The sequence below is a fragment of the Stenotrophomonas sp. STEN046 genome (genome assembly GCF_056759755.1).
On record NZ_JBRRDR010000056.1, the window covers coordinates 1 to 26,301 of the forward strand.

27 protein-coding genes are annotated in these 26,301 nt (G+C 66.8%); 15 read left to right on the top strand and 12 right to left on the bottom strand.

Features of this window, described 5'->3' with window-relative positions:
- Positions 1-101: 101 nt before the first annotated feature.
- Positions 102-671 (bottom strand): response regulator transcription factor, encoded by a 570-nt coding sequence (locus tag ACVOLJ_RS18890; protein ID WP_475278141.1) that lies wholly within the window; start codon positions 669-671, stop codon positions 102-104.
- A complete protein-coding gene (locus ACVOLJ_RS18895; RefSeq protein WP_475278142.1) occupies positions 668-1,894 on the bottom strand; it encodes an ATP-binding protein in 1,227 nt (408 codons plus the stop codon). Before ACVOLJ_RS18895 ends, ACVOLJ_RS18890 begins: the two co-directional genes overlap by 4 nt.
- A 114-nt stretch (positions 1,895-2,008) precedes the next feature.
- Between ACVOLJ_RS18895 and ispG the strand changes: the two genes are divergently transcribed.
- The 3 genes from ispG to ACVOLJ_RS18910 all read left to right on the top strand — a co-directional run bounded on the left by ispG (position 2,009) and on the right by ACVOLJ_RS18910 (position 4,854).
- Entirely contained in the window at positions 2,009-3,274 is a 1,266-nt protein-coding gene (gene ispG / locus ACVOLJ_RS18900) for a flavodoxin-dependent (E)-4-hydroxy-3-methylbut-2-enyl-diphosphate synthase (protein WP_481564822.1), read from the top strand.
- Positions 3,255-3,995: a phosphatase PAP2 family protein gene (locus ACVOLJ_RS18905; RefSeq protein WP_475278144.1), complete on the top strand. Its 741-nt coding sequence runs from the start codon at positions 3,255-3,257 to the stop codon at positions 3,993-3,995. Before ispG ends, ACVOLJ_RS18905 begins: the two co-directional genes overlap by 20 nt.
- Positions 3,996-4,206: 211 nt before the next feature.
- Positions 4,207-4,854, top strand: a complete 648-nt coding sequence (locus ACVOLJ_RS18910; RefSeq protein WP_475278145.1) for a response regulator — start codon at positions 4,207-4,209, stop codon at positions 4,852-4,854.
- A gap of 331 nt (positions 4,855-5,185) precedes the next feature.
- On the opposite strand, the gene ACVOLJ_RS18915 is transcribed toward ACVOLJ_RS18910, so the two are convergent.
- The 5 genes from ACVOLJ_RS18915 to zwf form a co-directional block, all read right to left on the bottom strand.
- Entirely contained in the window at positions 5,186-5,845 is a 660-nt protein-coding gene (locus tag ACVOLJ_RS18915) for a bifunctional 4-hydroxy-2-oxoglutarate aldolase/2-dehydro-3-deoxy-phosphogluconate aldolase (RefSeq protein WP_481564823.1), read from the bottom strand.
- Between the two features lie 205 nt (positions 5,846-6,050).
- On the bottom strand, positions 6,051-7,967 hold the full coding sequence (gene edd, locus ACVOLJ_RS18920) for a phosphogluconate dehydratase (protein ID WP_475278147.1): 1,917 nt from the start codon (positions 7,965-7,967) through the stop codon (positions 6,051-6,053).
- 58 nt (positions 7,968-8,025) lie between these two features.
- Positions 8,026-8,748, bottom strand: a complete 723-nt coding sequence (gene pgl, locus ACVOLJ_RS18925) for a 6-phosphogluconolactonase (RefSeq protein WP_475278148.1) — start codon at positions 8,746-8,748, stop codon at positions 8,026-8,028.
- On the bottom strand, positions 8,745-9,752 hold the full coding sequence (gene glk / locus ACVOLJ_RS18930) for a glucokinase (protein WP_475278149.1): 1,008 nt from the start codon (positions 9,750-9,752) through the stop codon (positions 8,745-8,747). The genes pgl and glk overlap by 4 nt, the downstream gene beginning before the upstream one ends.
- Positions 9,749-11,185, bottom strand: coding sequence for a glucose-6-phosphate dehydrogenase (zwf, locus tag ACVOLJ_RS18935; RefSeq protein ID WP_475278150.1), 1,437 nt, complete (start codon positions 11,183-11,185; stop codon positions 9,749-9,751). The genes glk and zwf overlap by 4 nt, the downstream gene beginning before the upstream one ends.
- Positions 11,186-11,537: 352 nt before the next feature.
- On the opposite strand from zwf, the gene ACVOLJ_RS18940 reads away from it, so the two are divergent.
- Complete coding sequence (locus ACVOLJ_RS18940; protein ID WP_481564824.1) at positions 11,538-12,620, top strand: ABC transporter ATP-binding protein; 1,083 nt, start codon at positions 11,538-11,540, stop codon at positions 12,618-12,620.
- Between the two features lie 101 nt (positions 12,621-12,721).
- Here the strand turns inward: ACVOLJ_RS18940 and ygfZ are convergent, their stop codons facing one another.
- Positions 12,722-13,597, bottom strand: a complete 876-nt coding sequence (ygfZ, locus tag ACVOLJ_RS18945) for a CAF17-like 4Fe-4S cluster assembly/insertion protein YgfZ (protein WP_481564825.1) — start codon at positions 13,595-13,597, stop codon at positions 12,722-12,724.
- 39 nt (positions 13,598-13,636) lie between these two features.
- Here ygfZ and ACVOLJ_RS18950 point away from each other — a divergent pair, with 39 nt between their 5' ends.
- From ACVOLJ_RS18950 to ACVOLJ_RS18995, 10 genes are all read left to right on the top strand, one after another.
- Positions 13,637-13,810, top strand: coding sequence for a DUF1674 domain-containing protein (locus tag ACVOLJ_RS18950; RefSeq protein WP_475278153.1), 174 nt, complete (start codon positions 13,637-13,639; stop codon positions 13,808-13,810).
- Positions 13,811-13,867: 57 nt separating this feature from the next.
- Entirely contained in the window at positions 13,868-14,260 is a 393-nt protein-coding gene (gene sdhC, locus ACVOLJ_RS18955; RefSeq protein ID WP_475278154.1) for a succinate dehydrogenase, cytochrome b556 subunit, read from the top strand.
- Complete coding sequence (sdhD, locus tag ACVOLJ_RS18960; protein WP_025878813.1) at positions 14,257-14,643, top strand: succinate dehydrogenase, hydrophobic membrane anchor protein; 387 nt, start codon at positions 14,257-14,259, stop codon at positions 14,641-14,643. Before sdhC ends, sdhD begins: the two co-directional genes overlap by 4 nt.
- Before the next feature lie 31 nt (positions 14,644-14,674).
- On the top strand, positions 14,675-16,465 hold the full coding sequence (gene sdhA, locus ACVOLJ_RS18965; protein WP_475278155.1) for a succinate dehydrogenase flavoprotein subunit: 1,791 nt from the start codon (positions 14,675-14,677) through the stop codon (positions 16,463-16,465).
- A gap of 66 nt (positions 16,466-16,531) precedes the next feature.
- Positions 16,532-17,317: a succinate dehydrogenase iron-sulfur subunit gene (locus ACVOLJ_RS18970; protein WP_475278156.1), complete on the top strand. Its 786-nt coding sequence runs from the start codon at positions 16,532-16,534 to the stop codon at positions 17,315-17,317.
- 98 nt (positions 17,318-17,415) lie between these two features.
- Positions 17,416-17,664 (top strand): FAD assembly factor SdhE, encoded by a 249-nt coding sequence (locus ACVOLJ_RS18975; protein WP_475278157.1) that lies wholly within the window; start codon positions 17,416-17,418, stop codon positions 17,662-17,664.
- Positions 17,615-18,064, top strand: coding sequence for a hypothetical protein (locus tag ACVOLJ_RS18980; RefSeq protein ID WP_475278158.1), 450 nt, complete (start codon positions 17,615-17,617; stop codon positions 18,062-18,064). The genes ACVOLJ_RS18975 and ACVOLJ_RS18980 overlap by 50 nt, the downstream gene beginning before the upstream one ends.
- 23 nt (positions 18,065-18,087) lie before the next feature.
- Positions 18,088-19,329 carry a lipoprotein-releasing ABC transporter permease subunit gene (locus tag ACVOLJ_RS18985; RefSeq protein ID WP_475278159.1) on the top strand — a complete coding sequence of 414 codons (1,242 nt, stop codon included), beginning with the start codon at positions 18,088-18,090 and terminating at the stop codon, positions 19,327-19,329.
- Positions 19,322-20,035 carry a lipoprotein-releasing ABC transporter ATP-binding protein LolD gene (gene lolD, locus ACVOLJ_RS18990; protein WP_475278160.1) on the top strand — a complete coding sequence of 238 codons (714 nt, stop codon included), beginning with the start codon at positions 19,322-19,324 and terminating at the stop codon, positions 20,033-20,035. Before ACVOLJ_RS18985 ends, lolD begins: the two co-directional genes overlap by 8 nt.
- A 189-nt stretch (positions 20,036-20,224) precedes the next feature.
- Positions 20,225-20,674, top strand: coding sequence for a DUF6491 family protein (locus ACVOLJ_RS18995; RefSeq protein ID WP_481564826.1), 450 nt, complete (start codon positions 20,225-20,227; stop codon positions 20,672-20,674).
- A 38-nt stretch (positions 20,675-20,712) separates the two neighbouring features.
- Here ACVOLJ_RS18995 and ACVOLJ_RS19000 read toward each other — a convergent pair whose 3' ends face one another.
- The 3 genes from ACVOLJ_RS19000 to ftsY all read right to left on the bottom strand — a co-directional run bounded on the left by ACVOLJ_RS19000 (position 20,713) and on the right by ftsY (position 23,542).
- The gene (locus ACVOLJ_RS19000; RefSeq protein ID WP_475278162.1) at positions 20,713-20,982 is read right to left on the bottom strand and encodes an oxidative damage protection protein; all 270 of its coding nucleotides are present in this window, start codon (positions 20,980-20,982) and stop codon (positions 20,713-20,715) included.
- A gap of 5 nt (positions 20,983-20,987) precedes the next feature.
- Complete coding sequence (mutY, locus tag ACVOLJ_RS19005; RefSeq protein ID WP_481564827.1) at positions 20,988-22,112, bottom strand: A/G-specific adenine glycosylase; 1,125 nt, start codon at positions 22,110-22,112, stop codon at positions 20,988-20,990.
- 110 nt (positions 22,113-22,222) lie between these two features.
- Positions 22,223-23,542, bottom strand: a complete 1,320-nt coding sequence (gene ftsY / locus ACVOLJ_RS19010) for a signal recognition particle-docking protein FtsY (RefSeq protein ID WP_481564828.1) — start codon at positions 23,540-23,542, stop codon at positions 22,223-22,225.
- 131 nt (positions 23,543-23,673) lie between these two features.
- Here ftsY and ACVOLJ_RS19015 point away from each other — a divergent pair, with 131 nt between their 5' ends.
- Positions 23,674-23,973, top strand: coding sequence for a hypothetical protein (locus ACVOLJ_RS19015; protein ID WP_481564829.1), 300 nt, complete (start codon positions 23,674-23,676; stop codon positions 23,971-23,973).
- Positions 23,974-24,133: 160 nt separating this feature from the next.
- Here the strand turns inward: ACVOLJ_RS19015 and htpG are convergent, their stop codons facing one another.
- Positions 24,134-26,026, bottom strand: a complete 1,893-nt coding sequence (gene htpG / locus ACVOLJ_RS19020; RefSeq protein ID WP_481564830.1) for a molecular chaperone HtpG — start codon at positions 26,024-26,026, stop codon at positions 24,134-24,136.
- Positions 26,027-26,301 lie beyond the last annotated feature (275 nt).

Here is a 26,301-nt window from a genome sequence, read left to right on the forward strand (position 1 = left end):
GGCGGTCCCCGCGGGGGGCGCGCGGCGGGCGCCCGCCCCGGCGCCCCCCCGCGCGCCGCGCCGGGCCGCGCCGCCCCGCCCCCGGCGGACGCGACGCCGCCTCAGCGGCTTGGGTCGCGCTCCGGGCTCGGCCGCTTGGCCAGCTTGCGCTGCAGCGAGCGCCGGTGCATGCCCAGCAGGCGCGCGGCGGCCGACACATTGCCGCCGGTCTCGTGCATCGCCTGCTGGATGTGTTCCCACTGCAGGCGGCTGATCGGCGTCATCGCGTCGGGGACTTCCATTTCGCCATCGTCGGCAGGGCCATCGTCGTCCTCGCCGAGCGCGCGCAGGATCATCGGTACCGTTGCCGGCTTGGGCAGGTAGTCGTCAGCGCCCAGCTTGATTGCCTCCACAGCGGTGGCGATGCTGGCATATCCGGTGACCAGCAGGATCCGCATGTCCGCACGCAGGGCGCGCAACGGCTGGATCAGCGCAAGGCCCGAATCACTGCCCAGCTTGAGGTCGATCAGCGCGAATGCCGGCGGGTGCTGGCGTGCCAGCGCCAGCGCACTGGCCGCATCCTGGGCGGTCTGTGTTTCCAGTCCCTTGCGGGCCAGGCTGCGCTGCAGAGTGCGCAGATAAAGCTCGTCGTCATCGACCAGCAGGCCGAGAGTGGAGTGGTGAAGGCTCATGGGGTGTCCTCGCGGGGGGCCAACGGCAGGCGGAAGCCGACGCGACTGCCGGCCCCCTGGGCCGGGCGCATCCACATCTCGCCGTCGAGACGTTCGATGGTGGCATGGGACAGGGCCAGGCCGACGCCCATGCCCTCGGTTTTGCTGCTGCCAAACAGCTTGCCCGGCAGCACGGCGGCGCGGGCGTTGAACCCGTGGCCGTAATCGCGCACTTCGCCGATCAGGTCATCGCCTTCGATGCGCAGGCTCAGGTCGACGCGTGGCCGGCCGGCCTGCTCACCGGCATCTGCGGCGTTGTTGAGCAGCACCATCAGCAGATGGCCGACGCCCGGGTCAAGAGGCAGCCGCAGCGGCGCGTCGTCATTGCGGTGCAGGTCGATGGTCGGACGCACCAGCCGCCATTGCTCCAGCACCTGCTGGGCGCTGGAGTGGGTCCGCCCGGGGCGATCGTTGGAGGCCGGCGCGGCCAGCGCAAGCACACGTTCCCGGCACTGCACCAGCAGCTCGCGCAGCGTCTCCATGTCCTCGCGGACTTCCGGTTCCTCGCTGCGCTCGGCAACATCGTCGGCCAGCAGGGTCATGGTTGCCAGCGGGGTGTTCAGTTCGTGCGCCACCGATGCGGCATGCGTGGCCAGGGCGACGATGCCTTCGTTGCGGGCGAAACGCTCGCGCAGGGCGGACAGTTCCAGCTCGCGCTCACGCAGTGCGATGGCCAGCCGGGTAGAAAAGATCAGCACCACGGCGGCAGACAGCAGGAACGTGGCGATCACGCCCCAGCGGTTGAGGTCCAGTGCATTGAAGTAGCCCGCCGGCAATGGCTGGCCGAATACGCCGCTGGCCGCATAGCCCAGCAGGCACGCACTGGCCACGGCCAGGGCCCAGCGCAGGGGCAGGGCGAAGGCGGCCAGCGCGATCAGGATCAGGAACAGCGAGCCGAACGGATTGGCGATGCCGCCACTCCAGCTGACCATCCAGGTCAGGATGATCACATCCACCAGGATGTGGCCGAACGCGGTCAGTGGCGCGGTATCGGCCGGTTCCGGGCGCAGCTGCGTATACAGATTGAATACCGCCAGCACGGCCACGCCGGACCACAGTGGCAACTGCGGCAGGGGCAGGCCCAGTACCCAGGTGGCCACCAGGATGGTCGCGGCCTGGCCGGCCACAGCCAGCCAGCGCAGGCTGCACAGGGTTCGGAGAAACGGGGCGTCGGGACCGGTCATTCGCGCCCATCGTATGCGTTCGCGCGCAGGCCTGCCTGCGACAATCGGCCGCAGCCGTGCCGGCGGCTGAATGCGACTCGCCCGGAAACCGGGAGCCGGCGTTAGAATGCCCGCATGCATGACGCCGTCACTCGCCCCACTGCCCCCTCCGATGCCACTGCCTGGCCCCGTCGCCTGACCCAAGCGGTCCAGATCGGTGGCGTCACCGTGGGTGGTGGCAAGCCGGTGGTGGTGCAGTCCATGACCAATACCGACACGTCCGATGTGGCCTCCAGCGTCAAGCAGGTCGCCGAGCTCTGGCGTGCCGGTTCGGAGATGGTGCGCCTGACCGTCAACACGGTTGAAGCGGCTGCCGCGATCCCGCGCATCGTCGACAAGCTGGCGATGATGGGCATCGACGTGCCGCTGATCGGCGATTTCCACTACAACGGCCACCAGCTGCTGACCGCCGAACCGGCCTGTGCTGAAGCGCTGGCCAAGTACCGCATCAACCCGGGCAATGTGGGCTTCGGCAAGAAGAAGGACCTGCAGTTCGCGCAGCTGATCGAGTTTGCGATCCGCTACAACAAGCCGGTGCGCATCGGCGCCAACTGGGGCTCGCTCGACCAGGCGCTGGCAGCGAAGCTGATGGACGAGAACAGCCAGCGCGAACAGCCCTGGGATGCCGGCCGCGTACTGCGCGAAGCGCTGATTCGTTCGGCGCTGGATTCGGCCGAGCAGGCCGTGGAACTGGGCCTGCCGCGCGATCGCATCGTGCTGTCGGCCAAGGTCAGTGGCGTGCAGGAACTGATCGCGGTGTACCGTGACCTTGCCCAGCGTTCCGATTTCGCCCTGCATCTGGGCCTGACCGAAGCCGGGATCGGCAGCAAGGGCATCGTCGCCTCGTCGGCGGCGTTGAGCGTGCTGCTGCAGGAAGGCATCGGCGACACCATCCGCATTTCGCTGACGCCCGAACCGGGCCAGTCGCGAACCGCCGAAGTGATCGTCGCCCAGGAACTGCTGCAGACCACCGGCCAACGCGCGTTTACCCCGCTGGTCACCGCCTGCCCGGGCTGCGGCCGCACCACGTCGGAGTTCTTCCAGGAACTGGCCAAGGTGGTGCAGAGCCACGTGCGCGAGAAAATGCCGTTGTGGAAGATCCAGCATCCCGGCGCAGAGAACATGACCCTGGCGGTGATGGGCTGCATCGTCAACGGCCCCGGGGAATCGCGGCATGCCAATATCGGCATCTCGCTGCCGGGCACCGGTGAAACTCCCTCTGCGCCTGTGTTCGTCGATGGCGAGAAGAAGGTGACCCTGCGCGGCGAGAACATCGCCCAGGACTTCGTCGCCCTGATCGACGACTATGTCGAACGCACCTATGTCCGAAGCGCAGGATAAGCCGACGATCCTCGCCGCGCCGGAGCCGGCCTCCGGCTTCCGCCACTGGATGGCACGCAATGCCTGGCGGCTGATGCTGCTGTTTGCCGGCGTGCTGCTGCCGCTGGCGGGCTTTGTCGCCCTGGCCGACGAAGTGCATGAATTCGAGTCGTTCCATTTCGACGCACCGTTGCTGTGGCAGATGCACGGCCTGCATTCGCCATGGCTGGACCGCTGTTTCGTGCTGCTGTCGAAACTGGGCTACGAATGGTTCCTGATTCCCGCTGACGTGCTGATCGTTGGCGTGCTGGCCTGGCGCCGGCGCTGGCGGGAGGCGACCTTCGTCGCGGTGAGTTTCGTGGGCTCGGCGCTGCTGAACATGGGCAGCAAGCACTTCTTCCAGCGCGACCGGCCGAGCCTGTGGGAGTCGATCGCGCCGGAATCGACGTTCAGTTTTCCCAGTGGCCATGCCATGGGGTCGATGACCCTGGCGGTCACCCTGGTGCTGCTGGCCTGGAATACCCGCTGGCGCTGGCCGGTGCTGCTGCTGGCGCCCGCGTTCAGCCTGCTGGTGAGCGTTTCCCGGGTGTATCTGGGGGTGCACTATCCCTCCGACATCCTGGCCGGATGGTGTGCCGCGCTGGTTTGGGTGGTAGGGTGCTATCTGGTCATGTTCAGTCGCCGCCATCCATGGCGTCGGCACGGTTCGCCGCCAGCGACGGCCAGCGAAGCGATCACGTAAGGGGAGTGACGTGGATGCCCTCCCAAGGGCGTCTACCTGAGGGACGGGTTGTTTCGTTGTAGCGGGTTCTGCAGGACAAGGGGCACGATCGATGCGTGAAGAATGTGATGCGCAAGGCAGAACGCCGGATTTGCGCAACATCCGCGCTTGCGGTGGTCAGGTGCTCCTGCCTAGGTTGACCCGTATTGGCCGCATTCGAAGAGGTACGTGAATGACGATTCGAGTCTACCTGGTGGATGACCACGCGTTGGTCCGCACCGGGATGAAGATGATACTGTCGAGTGAATCCGACATTGAAGTGGTGGGCGAAGCCGAAACCGGCGAAGAAGCACTGCCTGCGATCCGCCAGCTTGAGCCGGACGTGGTGCTGTGTGACCTGCACCTGCCTGGAGTGAGCGGCATGGAAGTGACCGAGCGCATCGTGCGCGGCCATCGCGCCACGCGGGTGGTGATCGTGTCGGTGCTGGAGGACGGTCCGCTGCCCAAACGTCTGCTTGAGGCGGGCGCTGCCGGTTACATCGGCAAGGGCTGCGATGCCCAGGAACTGCTGCGCGCGGTGCGCGATGTGGCCGCTGGCCGGCGTTACCTCGGCACCAGCATCGCGCAGAATCTGGCGCTGTCGACGGTGGAAGGCAACGGTTCGCCGTTCGACAACCTGTCGCCGCGTGAGCTGGAAGTGGCGCTGCTGCTGACCCAGGGGCTGCGCCAGGAAGACATCGCGCGGCGCCTGAGCCTGAGCGCGAAGACCGTCAACACGCACAAGGCGCGGTTGTTCGAGAAAATGGGAATCCACGACAACATCGCGCTGGCGCGCATGGCCAGCCAGTACGGGCTGGTGGATCCGGCGCGGCCGTTGTGAGGGTTTCGGCCAACGGCTGAGCCCCTCGCGGTGGAGTGCGGTTGGATTCTGGGGGATGGCCGGGCGGATGGGCTGTGCAGGGGGCGCTGCAAGTACGTCCATGTAAGCTCGGTCGCCGCATCCATGCGGCTCACGCCCCTGCACAGCCCATCCGCCCGTCCACGGACAAGTTCCGTGCGCGCCCACCGCGGAATGAAGAAGGAAGGGTAGGAGCGGGTCGCGCGCTTTGCGCGCTCGTTACCCGGGGTCGGATCCCTTTCCCAGCGGGAAAGGGCTCTGACCCCTGATGACGCGGAGCCGAGCGTGGGCTCGGTTCTACAGTTGCGTCGGCTCAGTGGCCGCGCACGCGCTTGACGATCTTCGCGGCCTGGGCGGCACTTTCGCGCACCTTGTCCCACTGGCCGTCGGCGATCCAGTTGCCCGGCACCATCCACGAACCACCGATGCAGACCACATTCTTCTGCTCCAGGTATTCGGCGGCGGTGTTTTCGGTGATGCCACCGGTGGGGCACAGCTTGAGGTCGGCGACCGGGCCGGCCAGGCCCTTGATCATCGCCAGACCGCCCACGGCGGTGGCCGGGAACAGCTTGCACACGCGGAACCCACGCGCGTACAGCGACAGCAGTTCGGTCGGCGTGGCCGCACCCGGCACCACCGGCAGCGGCGCGGCAGCCAGTGCATCGGCCAGTGCCGGCGGCGTGCCCGGGGTCACCAGGAAGTCCGCGCCCGCATCGATGGACTGCTGCATCTGCTCGACGGTCAGCACCGTACCGGCACCCACCACCACGTCCGGCAGCTCACGCTTGAGCATGGCCAGCGCTTCCATCGCCACCGGTGTGCGCAGGGTCAGCTCGATGGCCGGCAGGCCACCTTCCAGCAGCGCCGCACTTACTGCCCGTGCCTGGTCCAGCGTATGAATCGTCACCACCGGCAGAATGCCGGCCGCATGCAACAACTCCGCCGCCCGCACCTGATGTTGTTCGATACCCATGCTTTTGCCCTTGCCTTTGCTCTTCTTGATTCAGTGGCCGCAGCGCAAATGACGCGCCGGGAGTTGTCCAAGGGCAGTAGAGCGCCCTGGCCGGGACCGTGAGCGGCATGGATGCCGCGATCGAGCCCCCATGGATGGGTTTACGGCGTGTCCCGGCCAGGGCGCTCTACTGCCCAAGCCGGGAAGCCTGCCGCGGCTTTTCGCTTCAGGCGTCTTTCGCCTCATGCGGTGCCGCCGCCGCCGCTGCGTCATGCCCCAGCTCGTATTCCGCATCGTAGTCCCACGGCCCGCCATCGGCCGCCGCCGGCCCGCATGAAATCGAAATCGCACCCTGGTCGGCCGGGCCAACCACGCGCCGGTTGACCGCAAACAGGTTGCGGCCCAGGTCGTGCGCCGCCGGCGCCGTGTTCGGTGCATGCGAACGTGCAGCCCATTCGGCCGCATCCACCAGCACTTCCAGCGTGCCTGCTTCGCCGTCCAGACGGATGATGTCGCCTTCGCGCACCTTGCCGAGCGGGCCGCCGCGCGCCGCTTCCGGCGTCACGTGGATCGCCGCCGGAATCTTGCCCGATGCGCCCGACAGGCGACCATCGGTGACCAGGGCCACGCGCCGGCCCTGGTTCTGCAGCAGGCCCAGCAGCGGCGCCAGCGAGTGCAGTTCCGGCATGCCGTTCGCACGCGGGCCCTGGTAACGCACCACCGCTACGAAATCCTGCGGCAGCAGGCCCGCAGCGTGCAGCTTGTTCAATACCTGCGGTGCATCAACCACCACCGCAGGTGCCTCGATCGTGCGGTACTGCGGCTTTACCGCTGACAGCTTGATCAGTGACTTGCCCAGGTTGCCGCGCAGCAGGCGCAGGCCGCCCTGGCTCTCGAACGGGTTGTCGACACCGCGCACGACCTCTTCGTCGGCGCTGCGTTCCAGCCCGGGCAGGTAGACCAGCTTGCCGTCGCGCAGCTGTGGCTCGCGTGCGTAGTCGGCCATGCCGCCGCGGGCGACGCTGACCAGGTCGCCATGCATCAGGCCGGCCTTGATCAGTTCACCGAACACGAAGGCCGGACCGCCTGCAGCAGCAAACCGGTTCACGTCAGCCTCGCCATTCGGATAGACACGGGCCAGCAGCGGGATCAGCTGCGACAGTTCGTCGAAGTCATCCCAGGTGAGCACGATGCCGGCCGCGCGCGCCACCGCGATCCAGTGGATGGTGTGGTTGGTCGAACCGCCCGTAGCCATCAGCGCGATGATCGCGTTGATGATCGCGCGCTCGTCGATGATCCGGCCGAGCGGACGGAAGTCGTCGCCCAGTGCGGTGATGTCCAGCGCGCGCTCGGTGGCTTCGCGGGTCAATGCATCGCGCAGGGTGGTTTCCGGATTGACGAACGATGCGCCCGGCAGCTGCACGCCCATCGCTTCCAGCAGTACCTGGTTGGAATTGGCAGTGCCGTAGAAGGTGCAGGTGCCCGCGCCATGGTAAGACGCCGATTCGGCTTCCAGCAGCTCCTCGCGGGTGGCTTCGCCGGCAGCGTAGCGCTCGCGCACTTCGGCCTTCTGCTTGTTCGGAATGCCGGGCGTCATCGGCCCGGCCGGCACGAACACCGCCGGCAGGTGGCCGAACGCCAGCGCACCGATCAGCAGGCCCGGCACGATCTTGTCGCACACGCCGAGGTGAATGGTGGTGTCGAACATGTCGTGGCTCAGGCCGATGGCCGTCGCCTGCGCGATCACATCGCGCGAGAACAGCGACAGTTCCATGCCGCCACGGCCCTGGGTGACGCCGTCGCACATCGCCGGTACCGCACCGGCCACCTGGGCGGTGGCCCCCAGCTCGCGCGCGATCGCGCGGATCTGCTCGGGATAGCTCTCGAACGGCTGGTGCGCCGACAGCATGTCGTTGTAGGCGGTGATGATGCCGAGGTTCGGCGTCACGCCACCGCGCAGGCGGCTCTTGTCGGTGCCACCACACGCGGCGAAACCGTGGGCGAGGTTGCCGCAGCTCAGGCGGCTGCGGAACGGGCCATCGCGCAGTGCGGCGTCGATCGCGGCCAGATAGGCGGCGCGCGAGGCGGCGCTGCGGCGGATGACACGGTCGGTGATGGCTTGCAGTTGCGGATGGAGGCTCATTGGCTACCGGCGTTCGTGGTGGCGAGAGGCAAGCGGCGGCACGGCGCCGCCGCCGACATCAATCAGCCCAGTGGACGCGCAGGCGCGCGCCTTCCAGGTTGATCGCGTTGAGGATCGGGTACTGCTGGGGGTCGTTGCTGTCCAGCGCCTGGCGCAGCACCTGCAGCTTCTGCTTGCCGCGCAGCAGCAGCAGGCGCTGGCGGCACTGGCGCAGGCCGCGCGGGGTCAGGGTGATGCGCAGTGGCCACTGGTTGGCGCCGGGGCAGCCGGTAGCATCCAGCGCGGCGTAGGGCAGGGTGCTTTCCAGGGCGCGGGCCAGATCCTTCGAGCCCGGGAACAGTGAAGCGGTATGGCCATCGTTGCCCATGCCCAGTGCGACCAGGCTCGGCGCCTGGCTGTGCTGGGCCTGCAGGTTGGCGGTGTACACGCATTCGGGCAGCGGCTTGCCGATCCGCACCAGCGGATCGAAGTGCGCACCTTCGGCGCGCGTCAACAGGTTCTCGCGCACCAGCCATGCGTTGCTGTCGCGATCCTGCGGTGACAACCAGCGTTCGTCGGCCAGGCTCACTTCAACGCGGTCCCAGTGCACGTCCAGTTCGGCCAGCGCCTGGTACACCGGCGCCGGTGTGGTGCCGCCGGACAGCAGGATGCGCGCGCGGCCCAGTTCGGTGATGTCGTGGTTGATCGCCTGTGCCATTTCGGCGGCGACCGCTTCGATCCAGCCGTCGGCATCGCCGTGTTGGACGAAGTCGATGCGCTCGTCGTGGAAAACGGGGGTCATGCGGCAACTCCGGGAATTTCGCGTTCGGCGTCGGCGGCGTAGGCGGCGGCGCCCAGCAGTCCGGCGTGGGGGTGCATCACGGCCAACGAAGGCACTCTGGCCATGATCGAGGAGAAGCGGCCCTTGTGTTCAAAGCGCTGGCGGAAACCGGAATGCTGCAATGAATCGAGCATTTTCGGGGTCAGTCCACCGGTCAGGAACACGCCATCCCAGGCGCCTTGGGTCAGTACCAGATCGCCGGCGATGGCGCCGAACACCGCGCAGAACACATCCACGGTGCGCATCGCCTGTGGATCGCCATGCAGGGCGCGGGCAGTCACGTCCACCGGCTGCAGCTGGCCCGGGTCGATGCCCGCCATCTCGCACACGGCGCGATGGATGTTGACCAGGCCGGGACCACAGATCAGGCGCTCGTTGGAGACGCGTCCGAACTGCTCGGACAGGATCTCCAGGATGCGGATTTCCTCTGGGGTTCCGGGCGGGAAACTGACATGACCGCCTTCGGTTTCCAGCGGATAGCAGCGGCCATGGCGCAGGATGAGACCACCGACGCCAAGCCCGGTACCCGGCCCGATCACAGCGTAGTTGCGTGGCTGTCCCGGCTTGCCCGGGACCCAGGCAGCACCGCCCACCTGGATCACGTCATCGGGCTGCAGCAGTGAAATCGCCATCGCCTGTGCGGCGAAGTCGTTGATCAGGTGCAGTTCGTTGAAACCAAGCATCGCCGCCGTGCGGCTGCGCGAGATCACCCACGGATGGTTGGTGATGCGGGCTTCGTCACCATCGACACGACCGGCGACGGCGAACACGCCACGGCTGGCGGTGGCGCCGATCTGCTCCAGGTGGTGGCGCGCGGCATCACCCAGCGAAGGAAACTCCGCCACGGCGTACTCGCGGATGCTCTCTTTCAGCAGCGGGGCGTCCTGCGAGGTGTCGGCAAGGGCGAAGCGGGCATTGGTGCCACCGATGTCGGCGACCAGCACGGGCTGCGGGCCGGCGCTCATTCCGACGCTCCGCTGTCGGGCGCATCCACGCCCTGCGGCAGGAAGTCGACCGCGTTGGCTGGGCCCCATTGGCCGGCAGGGTAGGGTTCCAGCGGCAGGTTGGCCGCCTTCCAGGCATCGGCAACGCTGTCGATCCAGGCCCAGGCAGCACGCACTTCGTCATCGCGCACGAACAGCGTGTGGTTGCCGTTGAAGGCATCCAGGAACAGGCGTTCGTAGGCGATGCGGCGGTGCAGGCCGGTCGGCACCGACAGTTCAAGTTCCAACGGGTGCAGTTCCAGCGCGCCCCATTCCGGGCCGGCCAGGCTGCTCATCAGGCCCAGTTCGATGTTCTCCTGCGGCTGCAGCTGGAACACCAGGCGGTTCGGCGCGGCCTGTGCGCGCTGCGGGCGCTCGAACAGCCAGTGGGTGACCGGCTTGAGGGTCACTTCCACGCGGGTGGTGCGCTCGGGCAGGCGCTTGCCGGTGACCAGGTGGAACGGCACGCCGCTCCAGCGCCAGTTGTCGATGTGCGCGGTGACACCGGCGAAGGTTTCCACGTCGCTGCCTTCCGGCGGCTGGTAGGCCTGTGCCGGCTGGCCGTTGATGCTGCCGGCGGTGTAGCGGCCGCGAACGCTGTCACGTGCGGCGTTCTTCGCATCCAGCGGCCGCAGTGCGCGCAGTACCTTGACCTTCTCGTCGCGGATGCGGTCGGCTTCCAGCGACGCCGGCGGTTCCATCGCCACCATGCACAGCAGCTGCAGGATGTGGCTCTGGACCATGTCACGCAGCGCGCCGGAGCGTGCGTAGTACGCATCGCGGCCGTCCACGCCTTCGCTTTCGGCCACCAGGATGTGCACCGACTCGATGTAGTTGCGGTTCCATACCGCTTCCAGCAGCGTGTTGCCGAAGCGCAGCGCGATGAGGTTCTGCACCGCCGCCTTGCCCAGGTAATGGTCGAGGCGGAACACGCGGTCCTCGTCGATCCACTGGCCGATGGTGGAGATGATCTGCTCGGCGCTCTCGCTGTCGCTGCCGATCGGCTTTTCCAGCATCAGGCGTGCCGGTGCAGCAAGCGCGCCGCCCTTGGCCAGGCCTTCGCAGGTGGAGATGTACAGGCCCGGCGGGATGGCCAGGTAGCTGACGCAGCGGCGGTCGACCAGATCGGACACCGCAGCGGCCACCGAGTCGACATCGCGCAGGTCGACCGAACGGTAATCGATGCGACGCAGCAGGGAGGCGATGTCCTCCTGGCTGGCCATCGGCATCGCCTGCTGCAGTCGTGGCCGCAGGATGTCATGGAAGGCTTCGGTGTCATGGCCGGACAGGGCCAGCGCACGGATGCGGAAATCCTCCGGCAGCAGGCCGTCGCCAAGCAGGCGCAGCAGCGAAGGGAACAGGTAGCGCTGGGCCAGATCACCTGTGGCACCAAACAGGAAGAGGGTGTCGTGCATCGCTCGAGTTTCAGATCCGGGTGACATCGTTGTCAATCGCTTCATGGCTGGGTTCGGGGGACATCCGCGCAACTGCCTGTCCGAGGCTGATCGGGAGCAGTGTGCCGGGTCACCGGAACACCGTTCCAATCGAAACCACTACGGCGGCAACCCTTCGTTCGGTCATCGCTGCAGGTCGGCGCGCACCGACTGTCGGATAGTGCCACGTGAAAACGTTTACATGGCAGAATGGGCAACTGTATTCGATTGCAGTGGTCGCCGTCATGCGGCAACCGCGCAATCATCACTGCCATCGGGAGGGCCGAGGCAGTCCCAAAAGACAGCCCGGCGTCGGGCGGACTGGATGAGTGAAATGGCAAAAGTGCAGTTGCAGGGTGTGCGCAAGGTCTACGACAACGGCCAGGTCGCAGTGAAGGACGCCACTTTCGAGGTCGCCGACGGCGAGCTGATGGTGCTGGTGGGGCCGTCCGGGTGTGGCAAATCCACCCTGCTGCGGATGGTGGCGGGGCTGGAAGAGATCAGCGGTGGCACGCTGACCATCGGTGACCGCGTGGTCAACGATGTGGCGCCGAAGGATCGCGACATCGCGATGGTGTTCCAGAGCTACGCGCTGTACCCGCACATGACCGTGGCCGAGAACCTGGCCTTCGGCCTGAAGCTGCGCGGCCACGACAAGGCCACGATCGACAAGCGCATCAGCGAGGCGGCGCAGACCCTGGGCCTGACCGAGATGATGGACAAGCTGCCCAAGGCGATGTCCGGCGGCCAGCGCCAGCGCGTGGCACTGGGCCGTGCGCTGGTGCGTGAGCCGGCGGTGTTCCTGCTGGATGAGCCGCTGTCCAATCTGGATGCCAAGCTGCGCCACAGCGTGCGCACCGAGATCGCGCAGCTGCACCGCAAGCTGGGCACCACCATGATCTACGTGACCCACGACCAGGTCGAGGCGATGACCCTGGGCCAGCGCATCGTGGTGCTGAAGGATGGCGTCATCCAGCAGATCGATACGCCGATGGCGCTGTATGACCGTCCAGCCAACCTGTTCGTGGCCGGCTTCCTGGGCAGCCCGGCGATGAACGTGCTGCGCGGCACCCTGCAGGGCGATGCCGGCGGGGTGACCGTGGTCGAAGGCGCGTGGCGTGCACCGCTCGGCCAGGCGACGATCGACCCGGCGTGGCTGCAGAAGCCGATCGCCGTTGGCGTACGTCCGGAACACCTGCAGCCGGCCGGCAGCGAAGACACCCACGCGTTCACCGCCCGTATCGAAGGCATCGAGCCGGTTGGCAACGAGATTTTCGTCAACATGAGCAGCGGCCAGCACGCGCTGACCATGCGTGTGGCGCCGCAGTCACTGCCGCATGTGGGCGAGGACATCCGCGTGGCGATCCACCCGCAGGGCCTGCACTTCTTCAATCCGGAAAGCGGCGAGCGCCTGTAAGGGACGCAACCTTCCTTCGCCGAAGGCGTGCGGACCAACGGTCCGCACCCACCGGGTTCAGTAGATCCACGCCATGCGTGGATGAATGCCGGATCGGCGCCTCAGCGCGCCAGGCCATCCAGCAGCGGCATCCGCTGCGCCACCGCATCACCCACCTGCAGCGCTGCCTCGCTGGTCTCCAGCGGCAGCACCGCCAGCGCCAGATCCCCGGCCACGCAGGCCAGAGTGCCCAGCGCCGCGCCATCCTGCTGCACGCCCTCACCGGCCTGGGCCGGCTGCGCGGTATGCAGCAGCTGCACCGCACGCTTGGCCTTGCCGAGGAAGTGGGTGCGGGCGACGATTTCCTGGCCGGGGTAGCAGCCCTTCTTCACGCTGTAGCCGTTGAGACGGTCAAGGCCGAGCTGCTGGGGCGTCCACACTTCACGCTGGCTCGCTTCCAGGCGCGGCAGCCCGAAGCGCAGATCGGCCTGCCGCCAGGCCAGGGCAAAGGCGGCTTCCTCGGCCTCGCTGCCCGCAGTGAATGCGTCCACCGGGCCGATCCGAAGGGTGCGCGGCAACGCGTCGCTGCCCAGATCCAGTTCCCAGCCTGCGCCGCCGACCCGCGCAATGGCGGCACCGATGGCTGCTTCCGGCGCAGTGAAGGCGCCGGCGACGATCAGATCGGCATGCACCTGCAGCTTGACCTTGCGACGGAATACGAAGCGCTGCAGTTGCGACGCAATCGCATCGGCATCGCCGTCGGCCAGTACCAGCAGCAGGTGATCGTCTGCCAGCTTCAGCAGCTGGAACACCGCCAGGGTGCGCCCTTTTGCGCTCAACCAGGCGCTCCACTGCCAATGCAGCGGGGGCAGGGCGGTGACGTCGCTGCTGAACTGGGCATGGGCAAACGCAGCCGCATCAACGCCTTGCAGGCCCAGCAGCTGATGGTCGGGCAGGCGCGGATATGCGACGAAAGCAGGGGGAAGGTTGTCAGGCACGTGAACGAGGTCTAAAATTTGTGCGTTGCGAGACCGATCATGATAGGCCAAACAACCCCCACTCCCGACGCTGAAGCTGAAGCCCCGCTGGTTCTCCCGGTCCCTGTGCCCGTGGAACAACCCGATGTGGAAGAAGAATTCGGTGGCCGCGGCGGACTTGATCCGGTGCGGTACGGCGATTGGGAAAAAAACGGACGCTGCATCGATTTCTGATCCAGCATTGAGCCAACGCGGCATCATGCCGCCCAGCCGAGACAACGAGCCCAGCGAATGGCGACCAGACAACGTCCCCTTTCTCCGCACCTTCAGGTGTATCGCTGGCAGATTCAGATGGCCACCTCGATCCTGCATCGAGCCACTGGCGTCTTTCTGTCTGTTGGTGCCCTCATCATCGCCGGAGGCCTGTTGGCTCTGATGATGGGGCCCGAATCCTGGAACTGCTTCACCGGCCATGCCGGGGCCTGGTATGGCCGCGTGTTCCTGTTCGCGTGGACATGGTCGTTCGCCTATCACCTGTGCAATGGCATCCGCCATATCGTGCAGGACTTCGCCATCGGCTTCCGCATCGCCACCTTCATCCGCAGCAGCTGGATGTCGGTCATCGGCAGCCTGGTGATCACCCTGGCGGTGTGGGCCTATGTGATGTTCGGAGGTGCCGCGTGAGCAAGTTCCGTACCCCGCTGAAGGGTGTGCGCGGTCTGGGTTCGGCCAAGACCGGCACCGAGCATTTCGTGCATCAGCGCCTGACCGCAGCCGCCCTGGTCGTACTGGGCATCTGGTTCCTGGTGTTCGTGCTGGGCCTGCTGGGCTCGGATTACGTGACCGCCACGGCCGCGATCGCCAAGCCGTGGAACGCGGTGCCGCTGATCGGCCTGCTGATCGCGATGTTCTGGCACGCCCAGCTCGGCCTGCAGGTCGTGCTGGAGGACTACATCCACGAATCGCTGCTGGCCCTGGTGCTGCAGACTGCGGTGAAGTTCGTTGCCGTGCTCGGCATGATCGTCAGTGTGTTTGCGGTGGGCCGCATCGCCCTCGGCGTTGCCTGAGCCCAGGCACCAAGACAGGAATCAAGACTAGATGTCCGCTTACAAGATCACCGAACACAAGTACGACATGGTCGTGGTGGGCGCCGGCGGCGCTGGCCTGCGTGCCACGTTCGGCCTGGCCGCCAAGGGCCTGCAGACCGTGTGCCTGACCAAGGTCTTCCCGACCCGTTCGCACACCGTTGCCGCCCAGGGCGGTATCTCCGCCGCACTCGGCAACATGGGCGAGGATGACTGGCGTTACCACTTCTTCGACACCATCAAGGGGTCGGACTGGCTGGGCGACCAGGACGCCATCGAGTACATGTGCCGTGAAGCGATTCCGGCGATCATCGAACTCGAGCATTACGGCGTGCCGTTCTCGCGCACCGCCGAGGGCAAGATCTACCAGCGTCCGTTCGGTGGCATGACCACCCAGTACGGCGAAGGCCCGGCGGCGCAGCGTACCTGCGCGGCGGCCGACCGTACCGGCCACGCGATGCTGCACACGCTGTACCAGCAGTCGCTGAAGCACGATGCGCGCTTCATGATCGAGTACTTCGCACTCGACCTGATCTTCGATGACGAAGGTGCCTGCCGCGGCGTGCTGGCGTTGGACATGTCCGACGGCACGCTGCACCTGTTCCGCGCCCAGGGCGTGGTGCTGGCCACCGGCGGCTACGGCCGCGCCTACTTCAGCGCCACCTCGGCGCACACCTGCACCGGCGACGGTGGCGGCCTGGCCATGCGTGCCGGCATCGCCATGCAGGACATGGAGTTCGTGCAGTTCCACCCGACCGGCATCTACGGCGCCGGCTGCCTGATCACCGAGGGTGTCCGCGGTGAAGGCGGCATCCTGCGCAACAGCAGCGGCGAGCGCTTCATGGAGCGCTACGCACCGCACTACAAGGATCTGGCGTCGCGCGACGTGGTCAGCCGTTCGATGACCATCGAGATCCGCGAAGGCCGCGGCGTCGGCGAGCACAAGGATCACATCCTGCTCGACCTGACCCACCTCGGCCCGGGCGTGATCGACGACAAGCTGCCGGGCATTGCCGAAAGCGCCCGCATCTTCGCTGGCGTCGACGTGCACAAGCAGCCGATTCCGGTGATCCCGACCGTGCACTACAACATGGGCGGCATTCCGACCAACTACCACGGCGAAGTGGTACGCAAGGACGGCGAGAACCCCGATGCGGTCATTCCGGGCCTGTACGCGATCGGCGAAGCCGCCTGCGTGTCGGTGCATGGTGCCAACCGCCTGGGCTCGAACTCGCTGCTGGACCTGGTGGTGTTCGGTCGCGCGGTGGCCAACCGCTGCGCCGCGACCATCACCCCGGGCGCGGCGCACAAGACCCTGCCGGCCGATGCCTGCGACAAGGCGCTGGGCCTGCTCGACAAGCTGCGTTACGCCGATGGCGATACCCCGACCTCGGTCATCCGCGATCGCATGCAGCGCACCATGCAGGCCGACGCCGCTGTCTTCCGCACCAGCCAGACGCTGAAGGAAGGCTGCGAGAAGATGGACAAGATCTTCGACTCGTTCCAGGACGTGAAGGTCTCCGACCGTTCGCTGGTCTGGAACTCGGACCTGATCGAGACCTACGAGCTGAACAACCTGCTGCTGAACGCGGTGGCGACGATCAACTCGGCCGAGCAGCGCAAGGAAAGCCGTGGCGCACATGCGCACGAGGACTTCCCGGACCGCGACGACGTCAATTGGCAGAAGCACACCCTGGTCAGCGTGGACGAGAAGGGCAAGTGCAGCTTCGACTACCGTCCGGTGCACATGTACACGTTGACCGATGACGTGTCCGTTGTGCCGCCGAAGCCGCGCGTGTACTGATCCGACCCCGCCTAACATGCAATCCGCGCCTTCGGGCGCGGGCCGCCTGAGCCAACGAGAGCAGCCATGGCCGAGTTTTCACTCCCCAAGAATTCAAAGATCACGAAGGGCCAGCACTTCCCCGCCAAGACCGGCGGCAAGAACGTGCGCACCTTCAAGATCTACCGCTGGAGTCCGGACGACGACAGCAACCCGCGTACCGATACCTATGATGTCGATCTGGACGCCTGCGGCCCGATGGTCCTGGACGCGCTGATCAAGATCAAGAACGAGATCGATCCGACCCTGACCTTCCGCCGCTCCTGCCGCGAAGGTATCTGTGGTTCGTGCGCGATGAACATCGACGGCACCAACACCCTGGCCTGCACCCGCGCCATCTCGGACTGCGGCAAGAAGGAAGTGCCGATCTACCCGCTGCCGCACATGAACGTGGTCAAGGACCTAGTCCCGGACCTGACCCACTTCTACGCGCAGTACGCCTCGATCAAGCCGTGGATCCGCACCCAGACCCCGGCACCGCCGGACCGTGAGCGCCTGCAGTCGCCGGAAGACCGCAAGAAGCTGGACGGCCTGTACGAGTGCATCCTGTGCGCCTGCTGCTCGACCAGCTGCCCGAGCTACTGGTGGAACGGCGAGCGTTACCTGGGCCCGGCGATCCTGCTGCAGGCCTACCGCTGGATCATCGACTCGCGCGATGAAGACACCGGTGCGCGCCTGGATGACCTGGAAGATCCGTTCAAGCTGTATCGCTGCCACACCATCATGAACTGCGCGCGGACCTGCCCGAAGGGCCTGAACCCGGCGCTGGCGATTGCCGAGATCAAGAAGCTGATGATGGAACGCCGCGCCTGATCAGGCCCGGCAGTACCTGGTAGAGCCACGCGCTGCGTGGCTGCACCACCTCGGCAAAGCCACGCCATGCGTGGCTTTGCTGTATCTGGAGAAGCACGATGGAAGAAGACGTCCTGTTGAAGAAGCTGCGCTGGCGCTGCCGCCGCGGCATGCGCGAGCTGGACCAGTTGTTCGGTCGCTACCTGGACCGCGAATGGAGCAGCGCACCCACCGACGAGCGCGAGGTTTTCCTGTTCCTGCTCGATTGCGAGGACGATAAGTTGTGGCGCTGGTTCATGGGTTACGAGACCTGCCCGCATGCGCACGCCATCCCCCTCATGCAGAAGATCCTCGCCCTCAAGCCTTGAGTGGCGCCCCTCGCGGCTGCAGGCTGGCGCGCAGTTGAGCGTGCTGCTGGCCGTTCCGTGGCTGCTGCGCGCCTCGGACCTGCCGTCCACGCAGCGGATGCCGGTACTGATCGCGGTCTGCGTGCTTGGCCTGGCAGAGCTGGTCTGGCGCCTGCGGCGGCCGCCGGTGCTGCTGGAACTGCCGCCATTGCCGGATGCGCTGCGGGTGCGCGCGCAGGACATTGCCGAGCCGCGGCTGGTGGTGCGCGGGCCCTGGCTGCTGCTGCACTGGCGTGAAGGACGCCGCCGTCGACGGCTGTTGTTCTGGCCGGACGTGCTCGATCGCGGGCAACGACGTGAACTGCGACTGGCCGTGGCTGCACGTGCCGTTTCCCGTCGGCCCCGGTCGGTGGCACCATAGGCTGAATCGACCGGCGTGCCTGCATGTTCAAACCCATTCCCGTGGCCATTGGCCTGCGCTACCTGCGCGCCAAGCGCCGCAACGGCTTCATCTCCTTCATTTCGATGGCATCGATCCTGGGCATCGCGCTCGGGGTGACGGTGCTGATCACCACATTGGCGGTGATGAGCGGTTTCCAGAAGGAAATCCGCAGTCGCCTGCTGCAGATGACGGCCCATACCACCATCAGCCGGGACGGCGAGCCGATGCCGGACTGGATGCGTGTGGTCGACGTGGCCAGCAAGGACCCGCGCGTGGCCGGTGCCGCGCCGTACATCGAGATCCAGTCGATGATCAGCGGCCCGCGGGTGCAGGGCGCGATCATCCAGGGCATCGACCCGGCGCTTGAGCCGAAGGTGTCGGTGATCGATCAGAAGGTCACCAAGGGCAGCTACGACAGCATCAAGCCGGGCAGCTTCAACCTGCTGCTGGGCAAGGAGCTGGCGATCTGGCTGGGCGTGGATGTCGGTGACCAGGTGCTGGTGACCTTCGCCGAAGTGCAGGGCACGCCGGCGGGCGCGGTGCCACGGATGAAACGGTTCACGGTCAGCGGCATATTCGAAGCCGGCTACAACGAGGTCGACCGTGGCGTCGGCTTTGCCAACATGAAAGACCTCGAGCGCGTGCTGCGCTCGGACGGTGCCACCGGTGTGCGCCTGAAGCTGCACGACATGGACCGCTCGCTGGAAGTGGGCGTGGACCTGGCGCAGAACCTTGGCGGTGCGTACCGGGTCAGCGATTGGACCCAGCAGAACGCCAACCTGTATCACTCGCTGCGCATGGAGAAAGTGGTGATGGGCATCCTGCTCTCGCTGATCATCGCCATGGGCGCCTTCAACCTGGTGTCTTCGCAGGTGATGCTGGTCACCGACAAGCAGGCTGACATCGCGATCCTGCGCACGCTGGGCCTGACCCCGGGCGGGGTGATGCAGGTATTCATGGTGCAGGGTTCGCTGATCGGCATCTTCGGCACCCTGGCCGGGCTGATCGGCGGCATCACCCTGACCCTCAACCTGGAGCGCATCCTTGGCGCCATCGAGTCGGTGTTCAAGGTCAAGCTGCTGCCGGAGGATGTCTACTACATCACCGGTCTGCCGACCGACATGCAGACCGGCGACATCGTGGTGATCACCCTGATCGCGCTGCTGATGAGCTTCCTGGCCACTTTGTATCCCGCCTGGCGGGCAGCACGCACCCAGCCGGCGGAGGCCCTGCGTTATGAATAAGGTCTTCAATCGCGGCGATGAAGTGATCCGCGCCGAAGGGCTGGGCAAGACCTACGCCGAAGGGCGCATGCAGACCCCGGTATTCAATGGCCTGGACCTGACGGTGACGGCCGGTGAGACGGTTGCGATCATCGGCGCCTCCGGCGCTGGCAAGAGCACGTTGCTGCACCTGCTGGGCGGGCTGGACACGCCGACGGCGGGCGAGGTGTACGTCACCGGCCAGCGCATGTCCGCGCTGTCCGATACCGCGCGCGGCCTGCTGCGCAACCAGGCGCTGGGCTTTGTGTACCAGTTCCATCACCTGCTGCCGGAATTCACCGCGCTGGAAAACGTGATGATGCCGGTGATGCTGGCCGGTACCGCCGCAGCCGAAGCCAGCAGCCGCGCGACCGCGTTGCTGGAATCGGTCGGCCTCGGCCATCGGCTGGATCACAAGCCTGGCGAACTGTCTGGCGGCGAGCGCCAGCGTGCCGCTGTGGCGCGTGCACTGGTGAATCATCCGGCCTGCGTGCTGGGCGATGAACCCACCGGCAACCTCGACGACCGCACGGCTGCGACGGTGTTCGAGCTGATGCTGGAGCTCAACCGCGCGCGGCATACCAGCCTGGTGCTGGTCACCCACGACCGCAGCCTAGCGCGACGCCTGGACCGGGTGCTGGAGCTGCGCGAAGGGCGCCTGCATGCGTTGGCACACGCCGACGTCTGAGGTGCTGGGCCCGCTTTGGTAGAAGCTACCTTGGTCGGCTGCTTCTGCAGGGCAAGCGCCAACCAGGGTTGGCGACTACCGCGGCCTGGCCAGGCACCGCCGACCGGCGGCTGAATCGGGCCGCCCGCCGTCGCGCCGGCGCCACCCGCATAGGTGCATGATCGACGCGGTTCCCCTGTGGAGATCGCCATGAAGACCCCGTTGCTGATTGCCGGGCTGTGTCTGGCCCTGGCGGGCTGTGCCACCACCGGCCGCCTGGGCAGCGCCGAGAAGCTGGAGCTGTACCGCGCGCATGCCGGCGCGCCGCAGAAGGACATGCAGTTCTTCGGCACCCTCAATGGCTGGAGCGAACTGGGCGACAGCGCGTTGGCGGTCTGGACCCGGCCCAGCGAAGCCTATCTGCTGGAGTTGAGCGGGCCCTGCCCGGACCTCTCCTATGCACCGGCGATCGGCCTGACCAGCCAGATGGGCCGGGTCTCGGTACCGTTCGACAAGGTGCTGGTGCGCGACGCTGCCGGCGGGCCACGCATGCCGTGCTTCATCAAGACCATCCGCAAGCTGGACGTCAAATCGCTGCGTGCGCAGGAGAAGGAATTGCGCCAGGCGCAGGTGCAGGAGCGCGAGGAATCCGGGAAGTAAACCGGTAGCGCCGGGCCATGCCCGGCGCAGCCGGCAGGTCAGGCTTCCGGGGTGAAGCCGGCTGGCTTCTCCGCATCCTTCTCGAACAGGAACTTGACCAGTTCCGTTTCCAGAAGCGCGCGGTGCTCCGGCTTGCGCGGCGACAGCCGGTTTTCATTGATCAGCATGGTCTGGTGCGCCAACCACGCTGCCCACGCCGGCTTGCCGATGTGGCCAAAGATGCGCTGGCCCAGTTCACCGGGGTAGGGCACGAAGTCGAGACCCTCGGCATCACGTTGTTCGTACTGGCAGAAGACGGTTCGGGGCATGGCACTCACTCGTGGTTTCGGGGTTTTGCAGACGTTCGCCTGCGGGCCTTGATGGGCTCGCCATCAAGCAGTTTACGGATGGGGGCTGGCAGCCCCAGGGTGGCCAGTTCTGCGGCGCCGACCCAGCGCAGCGTGGGTTCTTCCACGCGCAGGCCGTGCACCTGCCGCGAAAGAACCTGCAGGTGCAGCTTGTAGTGGCTGAACGTGTGCTGCAGCACCGGCAGTTCCTCGGCGTCTTCCAGCGAGCCTTCAACGTGGGTGTCGAACCAATCCTGCAGCTCGCCGCCGGCGTCGGCCTGCGGCAGTGTCCACAGCTGTGCCCAGATGCCGGTATCGGGCCGCTTCTGCAGCAGCACGCGTTGCTGGGCATCGCGCAGTAACAAGGCAACCGCTTCCCGCTCCGGCAGCGCCTTGCTCGGCTTGGCGGTGGGCAGTTCGGCGGTGCGACCCTCGCGGCGTGCCACGCAGTTGTGCTGCAGCGGACAGATCACGCAGGCGGGTTTTGCGCGGCTGCACACGGTCGCGCCCAGATCCATCTGGACCTGGGTGTAGTCGGCCATGCGCCCGTCAGGCACCTGCGCGACGTGAGCCTCGGCCAGCGCCCAGAGCTGTTTCTCGATGGCCGGCAGGCCGGGGAAGCCTTCGACGCCGTGGTAGCGGCTGAGGACGCGCTTGACGTTGCCGTCGAGGATCGCGAACGGATCATTCCAGGCCTGGCTGAGGATGGCGCCGGCAGTGCTGCGGCCGATTCCCGGCAGCGCATGCAGCGCGTCGAAATCACGCGGCAGCTCGCCGTCGTGCAGCTCAACACAACGCTTGGCGGCGGCATGCAGGTTGCGCGCACGGGCGTAGTAGCCCAGCCCCGCCCACTGTGCCATCACCGCGTCATTGCTGGCGGCGGCAAGGTCGGGCAGGGTCGGGAAGTGCTGCAGGAAGCGCTGGAAGTAGCCGATGACCGTGGCCACCTGGGTCTGCTGCAGCATGATCTCCGACAGCCACACGCGGTATGGACTGCGTGGGTGCTGCCAGGGCAGGTCATGGCGGCCGTGGTCGTCGAACCAGTGCAGCAGGCGGCCGACGAAGCTGTCCTTGCCGGATGTAGTGGCGCTGGCGTCAGGCTGGCGGGGCATGGGTACTCCTGGGAGACAGCCACCCATGGGGTGGCTCTACTTCAGTCGCCGGCCGGGGGGGGCTCTACCAGGGCGCAGTAGAGCCACGCCATGCGTGGCTGCGCGGCGTATCAGGCGCCCAGCGCTTCCGGCAGCAACGCGTCGACGAAGGCTTCCGGATCGAAAACGCGCAGGTCTTCCGGACGCTCGCCGATGCCGGCGAAACGGATCGGAATGCCGAATTCGCGCGCCAGCGCGAACACCACGCCGCCCTTGGCGGTGCCGTCCAGCTTGGTCACCACCAGGCCGGTCACCTGTACGGCGGCATTGAACTGGCGCAGCTGCGACAGCGCGTTCTGGCCGGTGGTGCCATCGATCACCATCAGCACTTCGTGCGGTGCGGTCGCATCGATCTTGCCGAGCACGCGGCGGATCTTGCCCAGTTCGTTCATCAGCCCGGACTGGGTGTGCAGGCGGCCGGCGGTATCGGCGATCAGCACCGAAGTGCCGCGCGCCTTGCCGGCCTGCAGCGCGTCGTAGGCTACCGAAGCGGCATCGGCATTCTGGCCCTGGGCGACCACGGCCACGCCATTGCGCTCGCCCCAGATCTGCAGCTGGGCCACGGCGGCAGCGCGGAAGGTGTCGCCGGCCGCCAGCATCAGGCTGTGGCCGTCGTCCTTGAAGCGCTTTGCAAGCTTGCCGATGGTGGTGGTCTTGCCGACGCCGTTGACGCCGACGGTGAGCACCACGAAAGGCTTGGCGTTGCGGTCGATCAGCAGCGGCTTGGCGACCGGCTGCAGGATTGCGATCAGGTCCGCGCGCAGTGCGGCCAGCAGCGCGTTGGCATCGATGAACTCGCGTGCCTTCATGCGCTTGCGCAGGTCGTCAATCAGGTCGGTGGTGGCGGCGACGCCAACGTCGGCGGTCAGCAGCGCGGTTTCGATCTCATCCAGCAGGTCGTCGTCGAGCTTGGGATTGCGCGAGAACAAGCCGCCGAAGCTGCGGGCGAATGCGCTGTTGCGCAACCGCTCACGCCAGCCGGGCTTGCCGGCAGGGGCCGGTTCGGCGTCGACCAGCACGGGCAGGTCGATGGCAGGCGTCGCCGGTTCCGGCGCCGGAATCACCGGTGCCAGCGGCGCGAGTACGGCGGCAGCGGCAAGTGCCTCGGCCTCGAAGTCTTCCGGCGCCAGCACGCGTTCCGGTGCGGCCTCCGGGAGGGCTTCCTGTGCCGCGGCCGGGGCCGCTGGCGCTGCGGGCGCAACGGCCTGGTCAGTGGCTGCCGGTGCAGGGGCTTCCACCGGCGGCGGCGCTACCGGTGTGGGCGGGGCCACCTCGGGCGGCGCGGCCGACGGGAACGCCGCGGCCAGCTCTTCAGCCGAGTAGTGCTGGGTCTTGGGCGCGTCCGGTGTGGCGGCGTCCTGGGGCTTCTTGCGGCGGAAAAAACTGAGCATTGGCAAAAGGCGCTGAAATCAGAGGGATATGCTACCACCCGGGCCCGTAAGGCCGGCGTGGACTCAAGGTCGCAGTTGCCGGGCCGATAACCGGTTCGGTGGGCTGCGCTGGGTGGCCTGTGAGACCCCCGATGAATGGTGTAACCGGAATTGCCCTGAGCGGGATGCGTGCGGCCCAGCAGGGCGTGCAGGTGGCCGCGCACAACGTGGCCAACGCAACGACGCCGGAGGCGGGCCGCCTGCAGCTGCAACGTAGTGCGGCAGCACAGGGCGGGGTGGAGGCCAGGGTGACCGGCGGTACCGGCGATCCGACCGCGCCGCTGGGGGATCTGCTGGCAGCAAAGGCCGAGGTGCTGGTCTTCGCCGCCAACGCCACGGTGCTCCGCCGTGAGGACCAGATGCTGGGAACGCTGCTGGACCGGCAGGCCTGACCCGACCGGCTCTGGTAGGTGCCAACCTTGGTTGGCACGCTTTTGCAGTCAAGCCCTGCTCGGCAGCTTTTCAAGCCCCAACCAAGGTTGGCATCTACCGGGGCAATGGCGGTGCCAACCAGAGGTTGGCACCCGCCGGGCCGGGCGATCCCGGCATTGGTCAGGCTGACAGTTCCAGCAGCAGCTTGTTCAACCGTGCCACGTAGGCACCCGGGTCCTTCAGGCTGTCACCGGCGGCCAGCGCGGCCTGGTCGAACAGCACCCGGCCCAGGTCATCGAAGCGTGCGCCATCGGCCTCGGCATCGAGCTTGGCGATCAGCGGGTGGCCCGGGTTGATTTCCAGCACCGGCTTGCTGTCGGGCACCTTCTGCCCGCTCGCTTCCAGGATCTGGCGCATCTGCAGGCCCAGATCCTGCTCGCCGATGGCCAGTACCGCCGGCGAATCGGTCAGTCGGTGTGACACGCGCACTTCGGCCACGTCATCGCCCAGCACGCTCTTCAAGCGCTCGACCAGGCCCTGCTTGTCCTTGGCTGCGGCTTCCTGCTCCTGCTTGTCGGCTTCGCTTTCCAGCGCACCCAGGTCCAGATCGCCACGGGCGATGTCGACAAAGCCCTTGCCGTCGAAATCAGTCAGGTAGCCCATCAGCCACTCGTCGATGCGATCGGTCAGCAGCAGGACCTCGATGCCCTTCTTGCGGAACACCTCCAGATGCGGGCTGTTGCGCACCTGGCTGTAGCTCTCGCCGGTCAGGTAGTAGATCTTGTCCTGGCCTTCGGCCATGCGGCCGATGTAGTCGGCCAGCGACACGCTCTGTGCATCGCCGTCGCCACGGGTGGAGGCAAAACGCAGCAGGCCAGCGACCTTCTCGCGGTTGTTGTAGTCCTCGGCCGGACCTTCCTTCAGCACCTGGCCGAATTCCTTCCAGAAGGCGGCGTACTGCTCGGGCTTGTCGTTGGCCAGCTTCTCCAGCATGTCCAGCGAGCGCTTGGTCAGCGCGGCCTTCATCGAGTCGATGACCGGGCCGGACTGCAGGATCTCGCGCGAGACATTCAGCGACAGGTCGTTGGAATCGACCACGCCCTTGATGAAGCGCAGGTACAGCGGCAGGAACTGCTCGGCCTGGTCCATCACGAACACGCGCTGCACGTACAGCTTCAGGCCCTTGGGCGCATCGCGGTGGTACAGGTCGAACGGCGCACGGCCCGGCACGTACAACAACGAGGTGTACTCGAGCTTGCCTTCGACCTTGTTGTGGCTCCACGCCAGCGGGTCGCTGTGGTCATGCGCCACATGCTTGTAGAACTCGGTGTATTCCGAATCGCTGATCTCGGTGCGCGGGCGGGTCCACAGCGCGCTGGCGCGGTTGACGGTCTCCCACTCGACGGCGGCGCCTTCTTCGGCGTCTTCCTTGGGCATCTGGATCGGCAGGCCGATATGGTCGGAGTACTTCTTGAGGATGCTGCGCAGGCGCCAACCGTCGGCAAAGTCGTGCTCGCCGTCCTTCAGGTGCAGCACGATGCGGGTGCCGCGGTCTGCCTTGTCGATGGTGGCGACATCGAAGTCGCCTTCACCGCGCGAGGTCCAGCGCACGCCTTCGCCTGCGGCCAGGCCGGCGCGGCGCGAGGTCACTTCCACTTCGTCGGCAACGATGAAGGCGCTGTAGAAGCCGACGCCGAACTGGCCGATCAGCTGCGAATCCTTCTTCTGGTCGCCGGACAGCTGGCGCAGGAAATCGCCGGTGCCGGACTTGGCGATGGTGCCGAGGTGGGCGATCGCTTCGGCACGGCTCATGCCGATGCCGTTGTCTTCGATGGTGATGGTGCGGGCGGCGGGGTCGAAGCTGACGCGCACGCGCAGCTCGCTGTCACCTTCCAGCAGGGCCGGCTGGGTCAGCGCTTCGAAGCGCAGCTTGTCGGCGGCGTCGGCGGCATTGGAGACCAGCTCGCGCAGGAAGATCTCCTTGTTGGAATACAGCGAGTGGATCATCAGCTGCAGCAGCTGCTTGACTTCGGTCTGGAAGCCAAGGGTTTCGGTCTGGACGGTTTCGGTCATCGGGTCGGGCTCCATGTGCGTGCAGCGCAAGCGCGTGCGGTCTGCCCAAGGGGTAGGGGTGATTGTCCCGAAATCAAGGGGTTGTTCTGGCAGGGCTGCGCCCTGCACCTGCAGAGGCCGAGGAAACAGCGACAGCCACAGCCGGCTCTGAGTTGTCTGTTGGGTTGGCGGGGGGGGGGGGGGGGGGGGGGGGGGGGGGGCGGCGGCCGCCCAGCGCGCGGACGCGGGGGCGGTGCGCGGCCCAGCGGGCGAGCCGGCCACCCCCCCGCCCCCCC

What these genes read in the sequence shown, in the direction of transcription:
- ACVOLJ_RS18890 (WP_475278141.1), bottom strand. Translation starts at nt 671, where the DNA reads ATGAGCCTTCACCACTCCACTCTCGGCCTGCTGGTCGATGACGACGAG.
- ACVOLJ_RS18895 (WP_475278142.1), bottom strand. Translation starts at nt 1,894, where the DNA reads ATGACCGGTCCCGACGCCCCGTTTCTCCGAACCCTGTGCAGCCTGCGC.
- ispG (WP_481564822.1), top strand. Translation starts at nt 2,009, where the DNA reads ATGCATGACGCCGTCACTCGCCCCACTGCCCCCTCCGATGCCACTGCC.
- ACVOLJ_RS18905 (WP_475278144.1), top strand. Translation starts at nt 3,255, where the DNA reads ATGTCCGAAGCGCAGGATAAGCCGACGATCCTCGCCGCGCCGGAGCCG.
- ACVOLJ_RS18910 (WP_475278145.1), top strand. Translation starts at nt 4,207, where the DNA reads ATGACGATTCGAGTCTACCTGGTGGATGACCACGCGTTGGTCCGCACC.
- ACVOLJ_RS18915 (WP_481564823.1), bottom strand. Translation starts at nt 5,845, where the DNA reads ATGGGTATCGAACAACATCAGGTGCGGGCGGCGGAGTTGTTGCATGCG.
- edd (WP_475278147.1), bottom strand. Translation starts at nt 7,967, where the DNA reads ATGAGCCTCCATCCGCAACTGCAAGCCATCACCGACCGTGTCATCCGC.
- pgl (WP_475278148.1), bottom strand. Translation starts at nt 8,748, where the DNA reads ATGACCCCCGTTTTCCACGACGAGCGCATCGACTTCGTCCAACACGGC.
- glk (WP_475278149.1), bottom strand. Translation starts at nt 9,752, where the DNA reads ATGAGCGCCGGCCCGCAGCCCGTGCTGGTCGCCGACATCGGTGGCACC.
- zwf (WP_475278150.1), bottom strand. Translation starts at nt 11,185, where the DNA reads ATGCACGACACCCTCTTCCTGTTTGGTGCCACAGGTGATCTGGCCCAG.
- ACVOLJ_RS18940 (WP_481564824.1), top strand. Translation starts at nt 11,538, where the DNA reads ATGGCAAAAGTGCAGTTGCAGGGTGTGCGCAAGGTCTACGACAACGGC.
- ACVOLJ_RS18950 (WP_475278153.1), top strand. Translation starts at nt 13,637, where the DNA reads ATGATAGGCCAAACAACCCCCACTCCCGACGCTGAAGCTGAAGCCCCG.
- sdhC (WP_475278154.1), top strand. Translation starts at nt 13,868, where the DNA reads ATGGCGACCAGACAACGTCCCCTTTCTCCGCACCTTCAGGTGTATCGC.
- sdhA (WP_475278155.1), top strand. Translation starts at nt 14,675, where the DNA reads ATGTCCGCTTACAAGATCACCGAACACAAGTACGACATGGTCGTGGTG.
- ACVOLJ_RS18970 (WP_475278156.1), top strand. Translation starts at nt 16,532, where the DNA reads ATGGCCGAGTTTTCACTCCCCAAGAATTCAAAGATCACGAAGGGCCAG.
- ACVOLJ_RS18975 (WP_475278157.1), top strand. Translation starts at nt 17,416, where the DNA reads ATGGAAGAAGACGTCCTGTTGAAGAAGCTGCGCTGGCGCTGCCGCCGC.
- ACVOLJ_RS18980 (WP_475278158.1), top strand. Translation starts at nt 17,615, where the DNA reads ATGCGCACGCCATCCCCCTCATGCAGAAGATCCTCGCCCTCAAGCCTT.
- ACVOLJ_RS18985 (WP_475278159.1), top strand. Translation starts at nt 18,088, where the DNA reads ATGTTCAAACCCATTCCCGTGGCCATTGGCCTGCGCTACCTGCGCGCC.
- lolD (WP_475278160.1), top strand. Translation starts at nt 19,322, where the DNA reads ATGAATAAGGTCTTCAATCGCGGCGATGAAGTGATCCGCGCCGAAGGG.
- ACVOLJ_RS18995 (WP_481564826.1), top strand. Translation starts at nt 20,225, where the DNA reads ATGAAGACCCCGTTGCTGATTGCCGGGCTGTGTCTGGCCCTGGCGGGC.
- ACVOLJ_RS19000 (WP_475278162.1), bottom strand. Translation starts at nt 20,982, where the DNA reads ATGCCCCGAACCGTCTTCTGCCAGTACGAACAACGTGATGCCGAGGGT.
- mutY (WP_481564827.1), bottom strand. Translation starts at nt 22,112, where the DNA reads ATGCCCCGCCAGCCTGACGCCAGCGCCACTACATCCGGCAAGGACAGC.
- ftsY (WP_481564828.1), bottom strand. Translation starts at nt 23,542, where the DNA reads ATGCTCAGTTTTTTCCGCCGCAAGAAGCCCCAGGACGCCGCCACACCG.
- ACVOLJ_RS19015 (WP_481564829.1), top strand. Translation starts at nt 23,674, where the DNA reads ATGAATGGTGTAACCGGAATTGCCCTGAGCGGGATGCGTGCGGCCCAG.
- htpG (WP_481564830.1), bottom strand. Translation starts at nt 26,026, where the DNA reads ATGACCGAAACCGTCCAGACCGAAACCCTTGGCTTCCAGACCGAAGTC.